A 14,540-nucleotide genomic window follows, 5' to 3' on the forward strand; every position below is an offset into this window, starting at 1 on the left:
TGCCGGCATGGGCGCCGGAAGATCCATGCACATCGTCCTGTCCTTCTTCTCGACGCGGCCCGTCGAGGGCCTGGAGCGCAACCATGCCGGCTATGCGCAGGCCCACGGCTACGAGCACGTGGTCGTCGACGGCACGGGCGTTTTCGGCGAGCGGCAGGGCGTGCTGCACCGCTACCACGCCATCTACCAGCAGCTGCTGCGCCTGCCCGACGGCGGCCTGCTGCTGGTGCTCGATGCGTTCTCGGTCGTCTACGCGCCGCACGACCTGGCGGCCGTGGCGCAGGGCCACGACGCGGTCGTCGCCAGCCAGGCCAAGGACTCCCCGCTGCCCACCCCCAGCGGGATGATCCTGCGCGCCACGCCCGAGGTCCGCGAGCGCGTGCGCGCGCTGGTGCTGAGACTGGGGCAGTGGGCGATGTACCTGCCCGAATGCGCCGCCATGGCCGAGGCCGAACTGCTCGGCGAGGCGTTCCCGGTCCAGCCGTTCCAGGATCGGCTGCGCAATGGCCACTTCGCGTCCGTGCAGGCCGTCTGGCCGACCGGCCATGCGCTGGATGCGCTGCACGATGCGGCGCCGCTGGTCGTCCACAACGCGCCCGTGTGGGAGCGGCGCGAGGGGCTGTGGCGGCCTTCGGCGGGATACGACTTCCGCTACGTGCAGGCGTTGCTGGAGGAAGCGTCGGCGCGCGCCCGCGGCACGCCGCTGCACGCCGCCCAGGCCTGGGAGGCCGCCTCGCGCGCGCAACGCGCACCCGCGCTGCACCTCAACGAGCAGGCGCCGATCGCCTTCGTGACCCTGCACACGCACCACATCGCCGGTTACGCCGACGTGCACGAACGCAGCCTCGCGGCCTATTGCCGCCGGCACGGCTACGCCTACCACTCGTACCGCGCCGCGCCCGGCTTCCTGCCGGAGGGCCTGCGCGCCAGCGCCGGCAACTGGGCCAAGGCGCACCTCGTGCGGCACCATCTGCCGCAGCACGAGTTCGTCTTCTGGATCGATGCCGACATCCTCGCCGTCAACCAGGCGCTGCCCATCGAGCCGGTGATCGAAGGGCGCGATTTCGTGATCGGCACGGACCACAGCGCCTGGTCGGTCAACAGCTGCATGTTCGGCCTGCGCCGCACGCCGGCGATGCAGCGCCTGGCCGAGCGCATGTGCGAAACCATCGAGGCGGTGGAAGACCGCTCGTCGGTCTACGCCAGCGGGGGCGACCAGCAGCTGATCATGCTGACGCTGATGGAGGCCGGCATGGTCGACGCGCGGCACGTGGTCGACGCGATGACGCTGGCGGCCTCGCCGGCGTATGCGACGCGCTCGCACCGTTTCGTGCACTTCCCGGCCCAGCTCAACCACTACCGGGCCGTGTCGATGGCCGTGTGGGACCGCTGGAGCACGCATGCCGGCGGCGACGGCCCCACCGCCTGATCACATCGAGCTGGCCAGCATCTCCCGGTAGTCCTCGCGCGAGGCCAGCCGCGGGTTGGTCGTGTGGCAGTGGTCGGCCATCGCGCCGTCGATGATCTTCTCGAACATGGCGTCGGTCACGCCCACTTCCGCCAGGCCGCGGGGCAGGCCCAGGCGGGCGTTCATGTCGCGGATCGCCTCGGCGATGTCGCCCGGCTGGTCCAGGTGCATGGCGCGCGCCATGCGCTGCAGGCGCTGCTCCTTCTGCACCGACTCGGCGCCCGCGTTGAAGCGCACCACCGCCGGCAGGAACAGGGCGTTGAGCGTGCCGTGGTGCAGCCGCGGGTCGATGCCGCCCAGGCTGTGGCTCAGGCTGTGCACGCAGCCCAGGCCCTTCTGGAAGGCCATCGCGCCCTGCATGCTGGCGCTCATCAGGTTCAGGCGCGCCTCGCGGTCGCTGCCGTCCTTGGTCGCCCGCTCGATGTGGCCCCAGGCGCGCTCCAGGCCGTCGAGCGCGATGCCGTCGGCCGGCGGGTTGAAGGCGGCCGACATGAAGGTCTCCATGCAGTGCGCGATGGCGTCCATGCCGGTGGCGGCCGTCAGCCGCGGCGGCAGGCCCAGCGTGAGCTCCGGGTCGCAGATGGCGGCCTTGGGCATCAGGAACCAGCTGTGGAAGCCCAGCTTGCGGTGGTCGTCCACGATGACGATGGCGCCGCGCGCCACCTCGCTGCCGGTGCCGGCGGTGGTGGGCACGGCGATCAGCGGCGCGACGCGGTCGGTGATCTTCGGCGAGCCGCCCTCGATGGTGGCGTAGGTCTTGAGCGGCCCCTCGTGCGTGGCGGCGATGGCCACGCCCTTGGCGCAGTCGATGGCCGAGCCGCCGCCCACGGCGATCAGGCCGTCGCAGCGCCCGCCGCGGTAGACCTCCACGGCGGCGCGCACGGCCGCCTCGGTGGGGTTGGAGGGCGTCTGGTCGAACACGGCCGCTTCGAGCCCGCCGAGGGCCGCGAGCGTCCTGTCGAGCAGCCCGGCGGCGCGCACGCCGGCGTCGGTGACCACCAGCGGGCGCGCGATGCCCACGCGCCGGCATTCGTCGGCCAGCAGGCGCAGCGCGCCGAACTCGAACTGGATCTGGGTGAGGTAGTTGATGAGGGCCATGGGGCAGGGCGGTCGAAAAGATGAGGCGATACGATGCGAGCCGCCCAATCTAACAAAGAGGAGCTTTCCATGCGCCCCGCCCAAACCCTCGCCGTTGTCGCGCTGGCTACAGCCTTCGCCGCACTGCCGGCCGCCGCGGCCTGCCTGAGCGACGCCGAAGTCGACGCGCTGGCCGAGGCGATCGCCGCGAAGACGCCCGCCGACACGCCCGAGGGCCTCTCGGAGGCCGACGCCGCCTGCACCCGCGCCGCGCTGAACCGGCGGCTGGCCGCGCGCCACGGCGCCGTCGCCGGCTACAAGGCGGGCTTGACCAATGCCGCCGTGCAGAAGCGCTTCAACTACGACAAGCCGGTGTGGGGCGTGCTCTACCAGGACATGCTGCTGGACACGGGTGCGGTGGTCGATCCGGCTTTCGGCGCCCGCCCGCTGTACGAGGCCGACATGCTGGTGCGTGTGAAGAGCGAGGCCGTCAACCAGGCCAGGACGCCGGCCGAGGTGCTGGCCGCCATCGACCAGGTCATCCCCTTCATCGAGCTGCCGGACCTTGCGGTGCAGGCGCCGCCCAAGCTCAACGGGCCCGGCGTGGCGGCCATCAACGTCGGCGCGCGGCTGGGCGTCAAGGGCGTGCCGGTGGCGGTGCCGCAGGACGAGGCCGGCCGCGCCGCCATGCTCGATGCGCTGCAGGGCATGACCGTGCGCCTGAACGACGGCCGGGACGGCAAGGAACTGGCCCGCGGCAAGGGCAGCGACATCCTCGACCATCCGCTCAACGCCGTCGCCTGGCTGGCCGAGGCGCTGGGCCGGGAAGGCCTCTCGATGAAGCCGGGCGACCTGATCAGCCTGGGCTCCTTCTCGCCGCTGCTGCCGCCCCAGCCGGGCCTGAGCGTGCTGGCCACCTACGACGGGCTGCCCGGCGCGCAGCCGGTGGTCGTGAACTTCGCGCCCGCCCGGCCGTGAGCGCGGGCGCCGGGCTCACGGCCCGCATGGCCGGCGTGGTCGAGCGCATGGCGCGCGCCGGCCATCCGCCGCTGGATGCGCTCTCGCCCGACGAGGCCAAGCGGGCCTACGAGAAGGGCGCCGGCGTGCTCGAAGTGCCGAAGCCGCCGCTGGCGCGCATCGAGGACTTCGCCATCCCCGCCCGCGACGGCGCCGCGCTGCCGGCGCGCCTGTATGCGCCGTCGGCCGGGCGCCTGCCGCTGCTGCTGTACTTCCACGGCGGCGGCTTCACCGTCGGCAGCATCGCCACGCACGACACGCTGTGCCGCGTGCTGGCCGCGCAGTCGGGCTGCGCGGTCGCGTCGGTGGACTACCGCCTGGCGCCGGCGCACCGCTTCCCCACCGCCGTGCACGACGCCTGGGACGCCGTGCAGTTCATCGCGGGGCAGGGCGGCGGCGCGCTGGGCCTGGACACCGCCCGGCTGGCCTTCGGCGGCGACAGCGCCGGCGGCACGCTGGCGGCGGTGTGCGCCATCCTCGCGCGCGACGCCGGCCTGCCCGTCGCGCTGCAGCTGCTGTTCTATCCCGGCACCGGCGCCCGGGCCGACACCGACTCGTACCGCCGCTTCGCCGACGGGCCGGTGCTCACGCGCCGCCTGGTCGACTGGTTCTTCGCGCAGTACATCGACGACGCCCAGCGCGAGGACTGGCGCTTCGCGCCGCTGCTGGCCGACGACGTGGAAGGCGTGGCGCCGGCCTGGATCGGCCTGGCCGAGTGCGACCCGGTGGTCGACGAAGGCATCGCCTACGCCGACAAGCTGCGCCTGGCCGGCGTGCCGGTCGACCTGGAGATCTACCGCGGCGTGATCCACGAGTTCCTCAAGATGGGCCGCGCCATTCCCGAGGCCCTGAGCGCGCAGGCCGATGCCGCGCGCGCCCTGCAATCCGCTCTTCTTCGACCATGACCGACCCACGACCCGACCCCACCCGCGCCGACTTCCGCTTCTTCCACCGCCTGCGCGTGCGCTGGGCCGAGGTGGACATGCAGAAGATCGTCTTCAACGCCCACTACCTGATGTACTTCGACACCGCGGTGGCCGACTACTGGCGCGCGCTGGCGATGCCCTACGAGGAGGCCATGCACCAGCTCGGCGGCGACATCTTCGTGCGCAAGGCGACGGTGGACTTCCGCGCCTCGGCGCGGCTGGACGAGGTGCTGGACGTGGGCATGAAGTGCGCGCGCATCGGCAATTCCTCGATGCTGTTCGAGGGCGTGCTGTTCCGGCGCAACCAGTACCTGGTGGGCTGCGAGCTGCTGTACGTCTTCGCCGACCCGGCGACGCAGACCTCCCGGCCCGTGCCGGATGCGCTGCGCGCCGTGCTGCAGGGCTACGAGGCCGGCGAGCCGATGACCGAGGTGCTGACCGGCGACTGGGCCGCGCTGGGCGAGGGCGCCTCGGCGCTGCGCCGGCAGGTCTTCATCGAGGAGCAGGGCATCCCGGCGGCCGAGGAGTGGGACGCCGCGGACGCCACCGCCGTCCACGCCGTGGCGCGCAACCGGCTCGGCCAGGCGATCGCCACCGGGCGCCTGCTGCCGGCCGAGGACGGCGTGGGCCGCGTCGGCCGGATGGCCGTGCACCGCGTGCTGCGCAACGGCGGCCACGGCGAGGCGGTGCTGCACGCGCTGGAGAACGCCGCCCGCGCCCGCGGCGACCGCGCCGTCACCCTGAGCGCCCAGCGCGACGCCGAGCGCTTCTATGCGCGCTCGGGCTACGCGCCGGCGGGCGAGCCCTTCGAGGAAGTGGGCATCCCGCACATCGAGATGCGCAAGGCGCTGTGAGCGCCGCCGGCCGTCGTCAGTACCGCGGCGGGTCCGGCACGTAGCCGGCCGGGGATGCAGGAAAAGGCGAGGGCGTCGGCGAAGGACGCGGCACCGGTGCCGGGATGATGCCCGCTGCCACCAGGTTCTCCCGGCTGTCGTAGCGGATGCGCAGCAGCTCGTCGGGCCGGTCGCTGCGGCGCTCGAATTCCGTGTGCGTCACCCACGACGTCTCGCGCCGGCCGTGGCCGGTGCCCAGGCCGGGCGCCGCCTTGCGCGAGGCCATCGCATCGGCCGCCGCGCCGGCTTCCGGCGCAGGCGGCGCCTCGGCTTCGGCACGCTGCTCGCGCTGCAGCGCGGGCGGCGGGGCCGGCACGGCCACCGGCTGCGGCCGCTCGCGGAACACGGCGACGCCGATCACACCCACGTGGTCCGGCCGGCCGGTGCGGCTGGCATAGGAACGCGCGACGGCGGTGAACTCGAAGGCGGCGATCTCCGAGTCGCTCTTGCGCCAGCCGGCGATGTCGGCGCGCTGCCCGGCGTCGAGGACGTAGCCCGTCTGCTGCACGCCGGCCGTCTCGCCGCTGAGGATGTTCACGCCGTCAACCGACATCACGGCCATCAGGCGCTCGCCCTGCCGGTTATGCACGCGGATCGCGTAGCGGGCGCCGGGCCGGCCGGCCACCCAGAGCTCGCCGCCGTGGCGGTACAGGGGAAGTTCGCGCCCGGTGGCGCGGTCGACCACGCTCACCTGCAGCCACCGGCCGGCGCGGGTGTCCGGCGTCGGCATGCGCAGGGCGTGGGCGGGCAGGGCGGCGGCGCTGGCAGCCAGCGCCAGGGTGCCGAGGAGAAGGCGGCGATGCATGGAACGGTCCTTTCGCGTTGAGGAGGGATGTGCCTTGCACGGCGCAGCCCTGCGAAAGGGGTTCGGGGTCGCCGGAAAAAAGTATCCCGCCTGCCGGATCAGATGTCGTGCAGCAGCGGATAGGGCAGCGGCTCCAGCCGGAGCACCGGGCCCTGCGGCGACGCGGCATGCAGGGCGCCGGCCTCCAGCGCCGAGGTCTGCATCGACACCAGCGCCGACCAGCCGCCGTCCGGGCCGGCCGCGGCCTGGACCACCGTGCCCACGGGCTGCTGCGCATCCGCCTCGGCAAACACCTCCTGCCCGGCGGCCAGCGGCGCATCGGCCTCGACCAGGTAGGCGCGGCGCTTGAGCGTGCCGCGGAACTGGCTGCGCGCCACCACCTCCTGGCCGGGGTAGCAGCCCTTCTTGAAGTTCACGCCGCCGACCGATTCGTAGTTGAGCATCTGCGGTACGAAGGCCTCGACCACCGGCGCGCTCAGCGTCGCCACGCCGCTGCGCACTTCGCTCCAGGCCCACAGGCCCGCATCGAGCGCCGGCGCCTGCGGGGCGGGTGTGCCCTCGGGCGCGAGCCACAGGGCGCGCGGCACGCCGTCGGCCGGGTAGAGGGCGATGACGTGGGCCGGGCCGGCCGCCGTGCAGGTGCCCGGGGCGGCCAGCGGATCGGCGCCGGCCGCAGCGATGGCGGCACCGGCCAGCCCGCGCACGGCGAATTCGGCGCTGGCATCGGTGAGCCGGGCCTTGGCGCGCAGCACGTACATCGACAGGCGCTTGAGCGTCGGCGCGAGCAGGTCGCGGCTGCACACCAGCAGCACCTGCTCCGGCGCCGGCCTGATGCCGACGAAGCTGGCCAGCATGCGGCCCTTGGGGCTGCACAGGGCGGCCAGGCGCGCTTCGCCGGGTTTGAGCAGCGCGAAGTCCTGGGTCAGCTGGCCATGCAGGAAGCTGGCGGCATCGGGGCCCTCGGCGCGGATCACGCCCAGGGTGTCGAGGGGAGGCGTCACACCCTGCAGCGTCACGGGGTTCGGGGAGGCGGCGGTCATCGCTGAATTATCATGACCGGCTCCTTCCAGCAGGCGCCGCAGGGCCTTCCCGGGCTGCCTGCCGATCGCCGACCCGCCTGCCGTGCGCCGCTTTTTCCTCACCCTGTTCCTGCTCGCCTCGCTGGCCGTGCTCGGCACCGGTGCCGCCGCGCTGTGGTGGGTGCACCGGCCGATCGCGCTGCCGGCGCCGCAGGTCGATCTCTCGATCGAGCCCGGCACCACGCCGCGCGGCGTGGCGCAGGCCGTGGCCGCGACGGGCGCCCGCGTGCATCCGCAACTGCTGTACTGGTGGTTCCGCTTCTCGGGGCAGGACCGGCAGATCCGCGCCGGCAGCTACGAACTGGAAGCCGGCCTGACCCCGCGCACCCTGCTGGCCGTGCTGGTGCGCGGCGAGGAGGCCACGCGCAGCATCGTGCTGGTGGAGGGCTGGAACTTCCGCCAGGTGCGCGCCGCGCTCGCCAAGGCCGAGATGCTGCGGCCCGACAGCGCCGGCCTCACCGACGAGCAGCTCATGCAGCAGCTCGGCCGGCCCGGCGTCGCGCCCGAGGGCCGCTTCTTCCCCGACACCTACACCTACTCCAAGAACTCCAGCGACGTCGCCCTGCTGCAGCGCGCCATGCGCGCCATGGACCGCAAGCTGGAGGCGGCCTGGGCCGCGCGCGCCGACGACCTGCCCCTGAAGTCCGCCGACGAGGCGCTGATCCTGGCCAGCATCGTCGAGAAGGAGACCGGCCGCGCGGCCGACCGCGCCGAGATCGCCGGCGTCTTCGCCAACCGCCTGCGCATCGGCATGCCGCTGCAGACCGACCCCAGCGTCATCTACGGCCTGGGCGAGAAGTTCGACGGCAACCTGCGCCGGCGCGACCTGCAGGCCGACACGCCCTGGAACACCTACACCCGGCCCGGCCTGCCGCCCACGCCGATCGCCATGCCGGGCAAGGCGGCGCTGCTGGCCGCGGTGCAGCCGGCGCGCCACCGCTCGCTGTACTTCGTGGCGCGCGGCGACGGCACCAGCCACTTCAGCGAGTCGCTGGACCAGCACAACCGGGCGGTCAACAAATACCAGCGGGGGCAATGAGGATGACGCGCGGCCTGTTCATATCGCTCGAAGGCATCGACGGCGCCGGCAAGTCCAGCCACATCGACGCCCTGGCCGGCCTGTTCGAGGCCGCCGGGCGCACCGTGCGCCGCACGCGCGAACCCGGCGGCACGCCGCTGGCCGAGACGCTGCGCACGCTGGTGCTGTCGGAAGCGATGGACCCGCTGACCGAATCGCTGCTCGTCTTCGCGGCGCGGCGCGAGCACGTGGTGCAGGTGATCGCGCCGGCCCTGGCGCGCGGCGAAGTCGTGCTGTGCGACCGCTTCACCGACGCCACCTTCGCCTACCAGGGCGCGGGGCGCGGCTTCGACACCGGCGTGCTGGCCACGCTGGAAGGCTGGGTGCAGGGCGGGCAAGGGCAGGGCGGCGCCCTGCTGCAGCCCGACCTGACGCTGTGGTTCGACCTGGCGCCGGAGATCGCCGCCGAACGGCTGGCCGGCGCGCGGCTGCCGGACAAGTTCGAGGCACAGCCGGTCGAGTTCTTCCGCCGCGTGGCCCGGGGCTATGCCGACCGCGCCGCGGCCGATGCGGCGCGCTTCGAGCGCATCGGCGCCGACGCGCCGCGCGAGGCGGTCCGCGCGCAGGTAGAAGCGGCCGTGCGCCGCCGCGGGTGGCTGGCGTGAGCGTTGTTGCGCCCCTGGCCCCCTGGCTGGCCCGCGCCCGCGACGAACTGCTGCGCCAGCGCGGCCATGCCTGGCTGCTGCACGGTCCTTCCGGCCTCGGCCAGTACGAGCTGGGCCTGGCCCTGGCAGCGGCCTGGCTGTGCGAGCAGCCCACGCCGCACGGCGCCTGCGGCCACTGCCCGAGCTGCCATGCCATCGCCGTGCGCACCCATGCCGACCTGGCGGTGCTGATGCCCGAGGTCGACATGCTCGAGCTGGGCTGGCCGCTGGGCGAGAAGGCCCAGGCCGACATCGACGACAAGAAGCGCAAGCCCAGCCGCGAGATCCGCGTCGAGGCGATGCGCGATGCGGTCGGCTTCGCCCAGCGCACCAGTGCGCGCGGGCGCGGCAAGGTGGTGCTGGTCTATCCGGCCGAGCGGATGAACGCCGTCACCGCCAACGCCCTGCTCAAGACGCTGGAGGAGCCGGCCGGCGACGTGCGCTTCGTGCTGGCCAGCGAAGCCGCCTGGCAGCTGCTGCCGACGATCCGCAGCCGCTGCCTGGGCTACGCGCTGGCCTGGCCCGCGCCCGACGAGGCGCGCACCTGGCTGGAGGCGCAGGGCATCGCGGCCGGCGAGGCCGAGGCCCTGCTGCGCGCCGCCGGCGGCCGCCCCGATGCCGCCCTGCGCCTGGCCCGCAACGGCCCGGCCCCTCAGGCATGGCGGCTGCTGCCCAAGGCCCTGCTGCGCGGCGAGGCCGCGGCGCTGGCCGGCCAGGCGCCGTCCGCCGCCATCGAGGCGCTGCAGAAGCTCTGCCACGACCTGATGGCCGTGCGCGCCGGCGCGGCGCCGCGCTTCTTCGACCTGCAGGACCTGCCGCCCGCCCCGCCGGCGGCGCCGTTGGCGCGCTGGTGGCAGTCGCTGGCGCGCGCGGCGCGCACGGCAGAGCATCCATTCAACGCCGGTCTCATGACGGAGTTCCTTGTGAGCGAGGCCCAGGCCGCCCTAAACTCGGCGCGCGCCGCACGCCCCAGACCATGAACACGCCCGCCGCCCCCGCAGCCCATCCCCCTCGTCCCAGCGTCATCCAGTTGGCGATCAAGGAGAAGGGCGCGCTCTACGCGGCCTACATCCCGCTGTTCGCCGAGGGCGGCGTGTTCATCCCGACCTCGCGCGAGTACCGGCTGGGCGACGACGTCTACGTGCTGATCACGCTGCCGGACGATCCGCAGCGCTATCCGGTGGCCGGCAAGGTCGCCTGGATCACGCCGCAGCGCGCCGCCGGCAACCGGTCGCCGGGCGTCGGCATTCGCTTCCCCTCCGACGAGAAGTCGCGCCAGCTCAAGGCGCGCATCGAGGAGGCGCTGGGCGGCAGCATGGCCTCCGACCGGCCGACACAGACCATCTGAGCCCGCCGGCACGCGGCCCGGCCGCGGCGCCCCGACAATGACGCTCATACCCGCCGGCGCCGGCCATGACGCCGGCCGTCTGCCATTTCTCCTTCGATGTTCACCGACTCCCACTGCCACCTGAGCTTTCCCGAACTGCTGCAGGACCTGCCGCGCATCCGCGCCGACATGGCCGCCGCCGGCGTCGACCGGGCCCTGTGCATCTGCACCACGCTCGAGGAATTCGACGACGTCCACCGGCTGGCGTCCGATTACGACAACTTCTGGGCCTCCATTGGCGTCCATCCGGACAACGAAGGCGTCCGGGAGCCCACGATCGACGACCTGGTCCAGCGCGCCGCCCGCCCCAAGGTGATCGCCATCGGCGAGACCGGCCTGGACTACTACCAGATGGACGAGCGCAAGGGCGGCCGCAGCGTCGCCGACCTCGAGTGGCAGCGGGAGCGCTTCCGCACCCACATCCGCGCCGCGCAGCAGGTGCGCAAGCCGCTGGTGATCCACACGCGCGAGGCCTCGGCGGACACGCTGCGCATCCTGCGCGAGGAGGGCGAAGACGGCGGGAGCAGGGCGGCCGGCGGGGTGTTCCACTGCTTCACCGAGACGGCCGAGGTGGCGCGGGCGGCGCTGGACCTGGGCTTCTACATCTCCTTTTCCGGCATCCTGACCTTCAAGAAAGCCGAGGAACTGCGCCAGGTGGCGGCCTTCGTGCCCATGGACCGCATGCTGATCGAGACCGACAGCCCCTACCTGGCCCCCGTGCCGTACCGCGGCAAGACCAACACGCCCGCCTACGTGCCCTATGTCGCCGCACAGATTGCCACGCTGCGCGGCATGCCGGTGGAGGCCGTGGCCGAAGCCACCAGCCGCAACTTCGAAACGCTCTTCAGGGACATTCATTCATGAGAATTCACTTCAAGAAATTTACATATCTCATTCTGGCATCAGGAATTTATCTCTCGGCTCATGCCACACCAGCGGACGACTTCTTTCGTGCCGTGATCAGCGACAACCCGGGCACCGTCGAGCGCCTGATCGAGCGCGGATTCGACCCCAACACGCCGGACGCCAAGCAGCAGCGCGGCCTGGTCATTGCCCTGCGGGAGCCGTCGCCGCGCGTGGCCAAGGTGCTGATCGCCTCGCCGAAGACCGACGTCGATGCCGCCAACGGCAGCGACGAGACGCCGCTGATGATGGCCGCGCTGAAAGGCCGCAAGGAGTTCGTCGACCAGCTGCTGGCGCGCGATGCGGCCGTCAACAAGACCGGCTGGGCGCCGCTGCACTACGCGGCGACCTCCGGCCAGGTCGAGATCATGAAACTGCTGCTGGAGCGCTACGCCTTCATCGACGCCCAGTCGCCCAACGGCACCACGCCGCTGATGATGGCCGCCATGTACGGCTCGGCCGAGGCCGTGAAGTTGCTGCTGGACGAAGGCGCGGACATCACGATGAAGAACCAGCAAGGCATGACGGCGCTGGACTTCGCCCGGCGCGGCAACCGGCCCGATGCGATCGAGTTGCTGAGCGCCGCCGCGGCCAAGGCGCCCAGAGCGACCAAGCCGGCGGGCGATGGCCGCTGGTAGCGGCGGCCGGGCTGCGAATACACATCGATGAGAAATACAATGTGTATTATGTCAAATCAAATGGCAATCAAGATCTGACGCGTTCCTCAAACCGTCCCCCCGGGGCCCACTCCCTCGCCCTGCCGCTCAACTCACACCGAGTGCCGCGTCAGCGACAGACGGATCTTCTCGATGGCCCGCGACGGGCTGAGCCCCTTCGGGCACACCTCGGTGCAGTTCATGATCGTGCGGCAGCGATAGAGCCGGTAGACGTCGTCCAGGTAGTCCAGCCGTTCGGCTGTGGCGGTATCCCTGCTGTCGGCGATGAAGCGGTAGGCCTGCAGCAGCCCCGCGGGACCGATGAACTTGTCGGGGTTCCACCAGTAGGACGGACAGAAGCCGCTGCAGCAGGCGCACAGGATGCATTCGTACAGCCCGTTCAGCGTGTCCCGCTCCTGCGGCGACTGCAGCCGCTCGCGCTCGGGCGGCGGCGCATCGTTGATCAGGTACGGCTGCACCTCCCGGTAGTGGGCGAAGAACTGCGTCATGTCGACGATCAGGTCGCGGATCACGGGAAAACCCGGCAGCGGCCGTAGCACAACCAGCTCCTTCAGGTCATGCAGCGGCTGGATGCAGGCCAGCCCGTTGCGCCCGTTGATGTTCATGGCGTCGGAGCCGCACACCCCTTCGCGGCACGAACGCCGGAAAGACAGCGTCGGATCCTGCTGCTTGAGCCGCATGAGCGCATCCAGCAGCATGCGGTCCGCAGGGCTGGTCTCCAGCTCGTAGTGCTGCATCCTCGGGCGAAGGCCCGCGTCCGGATCGAAGCGGTAGATCTGGAACTTCACGATGCGCCCTCCTCCTCGGTCATCTCCACATCGGCCCGGCGAGGACGAGCAGCGTGCGCACCCACACGAACGCCAGCCCCATGCCGAGCAGCGCGAGCAGCGACAGGCGCAGCCCTGGCCGGTGCACGTAGTCGAGCAGCACGTCGCGCACGCCGACCCAGGCGTGGACCGCGAGCGCACCCACCACCAGAAGCAGCACGGACGCGCCGGCTGGATGGGCCGCGAACGCACGCCACGACGGCCAACCGGGCCGGGCGCCGGCGAGCAGCAGCCAGCAGCCGCCCGCCAGCACGGCCGCCAGCAGCACGAGCGCGCTGATGCGCTGCAGCAGCCACGCCCGCTGGCCGCTCCACTGCCTCATCCGAGCCTCCGCAGCGCAACCAGGCCCAGCGCCAGAAGGAAGGCGGCCGCCAGGACGCCGAAGGCACTGGCGCGCGCCTGCGGCAGCCGCGCGCCGATGCCGATGTCCATCAGCAGATGGCGCATGCCGGCCAGCACATGGTGCAGGAACGCCCACACGGCGATGAACTCGGCCGGCATCGCCCACGGCGAGTTCCAGGCGGACCACAGCGCCTCATAGGCCTGCTCGCTGTGCAGCGAGGCGGCCAGCGCGGCCGGCACGAAGGGCAGCAGCGCCGCCAGCGCCAGGCCGGACAGCCGGTGCCCGATGGACACGATCGCCCCGACCGGAAAGCGGATCGCCGCCAGGTTCAGGAAGCGCGGCCGCGCGGCCGTGCCGGCGCGATGCAAGGCGGCGGCCCGGTCATCCGTGCTGCGCCAGCGTGCTCGTGCGTCCAATGCCTTCTCCCAGGACCAGCCATGCGAGCGGCTTCCAGTCGCGGTCCGCGCGCGCGCCCATGCCTGCCAGCGCATCTTCCAGCGTGAACCGGTCGAGGTGCTCGAGAAAACTGCGCAGCGCCCCTTCGAGGATGCCTGCCAGGCCGCAGCGCCCGCTCAGCGTGCAGTCGCTGCCGCCCGCGAAGCACTCCACGAGGTTGAAGTCGGGTTCGATCGAGCGCACCACGGCGCCCAGGTTGATCTCGCGCGGCGCATGCGCGAGGCGCATGCCGCCGCCCTTGCCGCGCGTGGTCTCGATCCACCCGTGCCGGCCGAGCTGGTGCGTGACCTTCATCAGGTGCGCGCCGGAGACGCCGTAGGCGTCCGCGACCTCCTTGATCGTGCACAGGCGCCGCGGATGCCTCGCCACATAGACCAGCAGCCGCATCGCAAGATCCGTCATCCGCGTCAGTTGCATCGCACTCTTCCTGGCTGCCTCGCGTCGGCGCAAGCCGACGGCTCCATGGGGTCTGCGCCGGCTTCCATTGTTTATAAGATGTATTTAGGATCCATTTTATTCCGCGCGCCCACGATGACCAAGGCGCTGTCCTGTCCCTTCCCGGAGGTGCGCAGTGGCGTTGCAGCATGCACGATTTCTGGAAGCCATCGACCTGGCCGCTCCGGAACCGATCGGAAGTTCGTCGACCAGCAGCAGCCTGCTCAAGACCGGGCAGATGCAGGTCATGCGGCTGGTCCTGCCCGCAGGCCACGCGCTGCCCGAGCACCACGTCCCCGGCGAAATCACCATCCAATGCCTCAGCGGCGAGGCGGACGTCACGACGCCGCACGCGTCGTGCCGCCTGGCGCCCGGGCAGCTCGTCGCGCTGCCCGCCGCCGAACCCCATGCCGTGCACGCGAATGAAGCCAGCACCCTTCTGGTGACCGTGGTGCGCATCCAGGCGAACGGCCTGCCATCGACATCCCAAGGAGACTTGCCGTGAACAACACCCGCAGGTTGTGG

The 14,540-nt window shown here is 72.1% G+C and carries 18 protein-coding genes; 11 read left to right on the top strand and 7 right to left on the bottom strand.

Features of this window, described 5'->3' with window-relative positions; genetic code table 11:
* Positions 1 to 25: 25 nt before the first annotated feature.
* Positions 26 to 1,429, top strand: a complete 1,404-nt coding sequence (locus ACIY1X_RS00695) for a hypothetical protein (RefSeq protein ID WP_399677251.1) — start codon at positions 26 to 28, stop codon at positions 1,427 to 1,429.
* Here ACIY1X_RS00695 and ACIY1X_RS00700 read toward each other — a convergent pair whose 3' ends face one another.
* Complete coding sequence (locus ACIY1X_RS00700; RefSeq protein WP_399677253.1) at positions 1,430 to 2,566, bottom strand: iron-containing alcohol dehydrogenase; 1,137 nt, start codon at positions 2,564 to 2,566, stop codon at positions 1,430 to 1,432.
* Between the two features lie 69 nt (positions 2,567 to 2,635).
* Between ACIY1X_RS00700 and ACIY1X_RS00705 the strand changes: the two genes are divergently transcribed.
* From ACIY1X_RS00705 to ACIY1X_RS00715, 3 genes are read left to right on the top strand one after another with little or no spacing between them, the layout of a single operon-like run.
* On the top strand, positions 2,636 to 3,523 hold the full coding sequence (locus ACIY1X_RS00705) for a 2-keto-4-pentenoate hydratase (protein ID WP_399677255.1): 888 nt from the start codon (positions 2,636 to 2,638) through the stop codon (positions 3,521 to 3,523).
* 26 nt (positions 3,524 to 3,549) lie between these two features.
* On the top strand, positions 3,550 to 4,467 hold the full coding sequence (locus ACIY1X_RS00710; protein WP_399677378.1) for an alpha/beta hydrolase: 918 nt from the start codon (positions 3,550 to 3,552) through the stop codon (positions 4,465 to 4,467).
* Positions 4,464 to 5,342, top strand: a complete 879-nt coding sequence (locus tag ACIY1X_RS00715) for a YbgC/FadM family acyl-CoA thioesterase (protein ID WP_038216628.1) — start codon at positions 4,464 to 4,466, stop codon at positions 5,340 to 5,342. Before ACIY1X_RS00710 ends, ACIY1X_RS00715 begins: the two co-directional genes overlap by 4 nt.
* Before the next feature lie 16 nt (positions 5,343 to 5,358).
* Here ACIY1X_RS00715 and ACIY1X_RS00720 read toward each other — a convergent pair whose 3' ends face one another.
* Positions 5,359 to 6,186, bottom strand: coding sequence for a hypothetical protein (locus ACIY1X_RS00720; RefSeq protein ID WP_399677257.1), 828 nt, complete (start codon positions 6,184 to 6,186; stop codon positions 5,359 to 5,361).
* A gap of 98 nt (positions 6,187 to 6,284) precedes the next feature.
* The gene (locus tag ACIY1X_RS00725) at positions 6,285 to 7,226 is read right to left on the bottom strand and encodes a YgfZ/GcvT domain-containing protein (RefSeq protein ID WP_399677258.1); all 942 of its coding nucleotides are present in this window, start codon (positions 7,224 to 7,226) and stop codon (positions 6,285 to 6,287) included.
* Between the two features lie 82 nt (positions 7,227 to 7,308).
* Here ACIY1X_RS00725 and mltG point away from each other — a divergent pair, with 82 nt between their 5' ends.
* From mltG to ACIY1X_RS00755, 6 genes are all read left to right on the top strand, one after another.
* Positions 7,309 to 8,304, top strand: coding sequence for an endolytic transglycosylase MltG (gene mltG, locus ACIY1X_RS00730; RefSeq protein WP_399677260.1), 996 nt, complete (start codon positions 7,309 to 7,311; stop codon positions 8,302 to 8,304).
* Positions 8,305 to 8,306: 2 nt separating this feature from the next.
* A complete protein-coding gene (tmk, locus tag ACIY1X_RS00735; protein ID WP_399677379.1) occupies positions 8,307 to 8,948 on the top strand; it encodes a dTMP kinase in 642 nt (213 codons plus the stop codon).
* Positions 8,945 to 9,967, top strand: coding sequence for a DNA polymerase III subunit delta' (locus ACIY1X_RS00740; protein ID WP_399677262.1), 1,023 nt, complete (start codon positions 8,945 to 8,947; stop codon positions 9,965 to 9,967). Before tmk ends, ACIY1X_RS00740 begins: the two co-directional genes overlap by 4 nt.
* Positions 9,964 to 10,335: a PilZ domain-containing protein gene (locus ACIY1X_RS00745; protein ID WP_038216650.1), complete on the top strand. Its 372-nt coding sequence runs from the start codon at positions 9,964 to 9,966 to the stop codon at positions 10,333 to 10,335. The genes ACIY1X_RS00740 and ACIY1X_RS00745 overlap by 4 nt, the downstream gene beginning before the upstream one ends.
* A gap of 96 nt (positions 10,336 to 10,431) precedes the next feature.
* Positions 10,432 to 11,238 (top strand): TatD family hydrolase, encoded by an 807-nt coding sequence (locus ACIY1X_RS00750; RefSeq protein ID WP_399677264.1) that lies wholly within the window; start codon positions 10,432 to 10,434, stop codon positions 11,236 to 11,238.
* Entirely contained in the window at positions 11,235 to 11,915 is a 681-nt protein-coding gene (locus tag ACIY1X_RS00755) for an ankyrin repeat domain-containing protein (protein ID WP_399677266.1), read from the top strand. The genes ACIY1X_RS00750 and ACIY1X_RS00755 overlap by 4 nt, the downstream gene beginning before the upstream one ends.
* Before the next feature lie 131 nt (positions 11,916 to 12,046).
* Here the strand turns inward: ACIY1X_RS00755 and ACIY1X_RS00760 are convergent, their stop codons facing one another.
* From ACIY1X_RS00760 to ACIY1X_RS00775, 4 genes are read right to left on the bottom strand one after another with little or no spacing between them, the layout of a single operon-like run.
* Positions 12,047 to 12,745: a succinate dehydrogenase iron-sulfur subunit gene (locus ACIY1X_RS00760; RefSeq protein ID WP_399677381.1), complete on the bottom strand. Its 699-nt coding sequence runs from the start codon at positions 12,743 to 12,745 to the stop codon at positions 12,047 to 12,049.
* Between the two features lie 16 nt (positions 12,746 to 12,761).
* Complete coding sequence (gene sdhD / locus ACIY1X_RS00765; RefSeq protein ID WP_399677268.1) at positions 12,762 to 13,103, bottom strand: succinate dehydrogenase, hydrophobic membrane anchor protein; 342 nt, start codon at positions 13,101 to 13,103, stop codon at positions 12,762 to 12,764.
* Positions 13,100 to 13,492: a succinate dehydrogenase, cytochrome b556 subunit gene (gene sdhC, locus ACIY1X_RS00770; protein ID WP_399677269.1), complete on the bottom strand. Its 393-nt coding sequence runs from the start codon at positions 13,490 to 13,492 to the stop codon at positions 13,100 to 13,102. Before sdhC ends, sdhD begins: the two co-directional genes overlap by 4 nt.
* A gap of 13 nt (positions 13,493 to 13,505) precedes the next feature.
* On the bottom strand, positions 13,506 to 13,997 hold the full coding sequence (locus tag ACIY1X_RS00775) for an RrF2 family transcriptional regulator (protein WP_399677383.1): 492 nt from the start codon (positions 13,995 to 13,997) through the stop codon (positions 13,506 to 13,508).
* 154 nt (positions 13,998 to 14,151) lie between these two features.
* Here ACIY1X_RS00775 and ACIY1X_RS00780 point away from each other — a divergent pair, with 154 nt between their 5' ends.
* Positions 14,152 to 14,520, top strand: a complete 369-nt coding sequence (locus tag ACIY1X_RS00780) for a cupin domain-containing protein (protein WP_399677271.1) — start codon at positions 14,152 to 14,154, stop codon at positions 14,518 to 14,520.
* The last annotated feature ends 20 nt before the right edge of the window (positions 14,521 to 14,540 follow it).

It is taken from the genome of Xenophilus sp. (genome assembly GCF_044462705.1).
Lineage (GTDB): Bacteria > Pseudomonadota > Gammaproteobacteria > Burkholderiales > Burkholderiaceae_C > Xenophilus > Xenophilus azovorans.

Coding starts and splice junctions, on each gene's coding strand:
- ACIY1X_RS00695 (WP_399677251.1), top strand. CDS start 26: ATGCACATCGTCCTGTCCTTCTTCTCGACGCGGCCCGTCGAGGGCCTG.
- ACIY1X_RS00700 (WP_399677253.1), bottom strand. CDS start 2,566: ATGGCCCTCATCAACTACCTCACCCAGATCCAGTTCGAGTTCGGCGCG.
- ACIY1X_RS00705 (WP_399677255.1), top strand. CDS start 2,636: ATGCGCCCCGCCCAAACCCTCGCCGTTGTCGCGCTGGCTACAGCCTTC.
- ACIY1X_RS00710 (WP_399677378.1), top strand. CDS start 3,550: ATGGCCGGCGTGGTCGAGCGCATGGCGCGCGCCGGCCATCCGCCGCTG.
- ACIY1X_RS00715 (WP_038216628.1), top strand. CDS start 4,464: ATGACCGACCCACGACCCGACCCCACCCGCGCCGACTTCCGCTTCTTC.
- ACIY1X_RS00720 (WP_399677257.1), bottom strand. CDS start 6,186: ATGCATCGCCGCCTTCTCCTCGGCACCCTGGCGCTGGCTGCCAGCGCC.
- ACIY1X_RS00725 (WP_399677258.1), bottom strand. CDS start 7,226: ATGACCGCCGCCTCCCCGAACCCCGTGACGCTGCAGGGTGTGACGCCT.
- tmk (WP_399677379.1), top strand. CDS start 8,307: ATGACGCGCGGCCTGTTCATATCGCTCGAAGGCATCGACGGCGCCGGC.
- ACIY1X_RS00745 (WP_038216650.1), top strand. CDS start 9,964: ATGAACACGCCCGCCGCCCCCGCAGCCCATCCCCCTCGTCCCAGCGTC.
- ACIY1X_RS00750 (WP_399677264.1), top strand. CDS start 10,432: ATGTTCACCGACTCCCACTGCCACCTGAGCTTTCCCGAACTGCTGCAG.
- ACIY1X_RS00755 (WP_399677266.1), top strand. CDS start 11,235: ATGAGAATTCACTTCAAGAAATTTACATATCTCATTCTGGCATCAGGA.
- sdhD (WP_399677268.1), bottom strand. CDS start 13,103: ATGAGGCAGTGGAGCGGCCAGCGGGCGTGGCTGCTGCAGCGCATCAGC.
- ACIY1X_RS00775 (WP_399677383.1), bottom strand. CDS start 13,997: ATGCAACTGACGCGGATGACGGATCTTGCGATGCGGCTGCTGGTCTAT.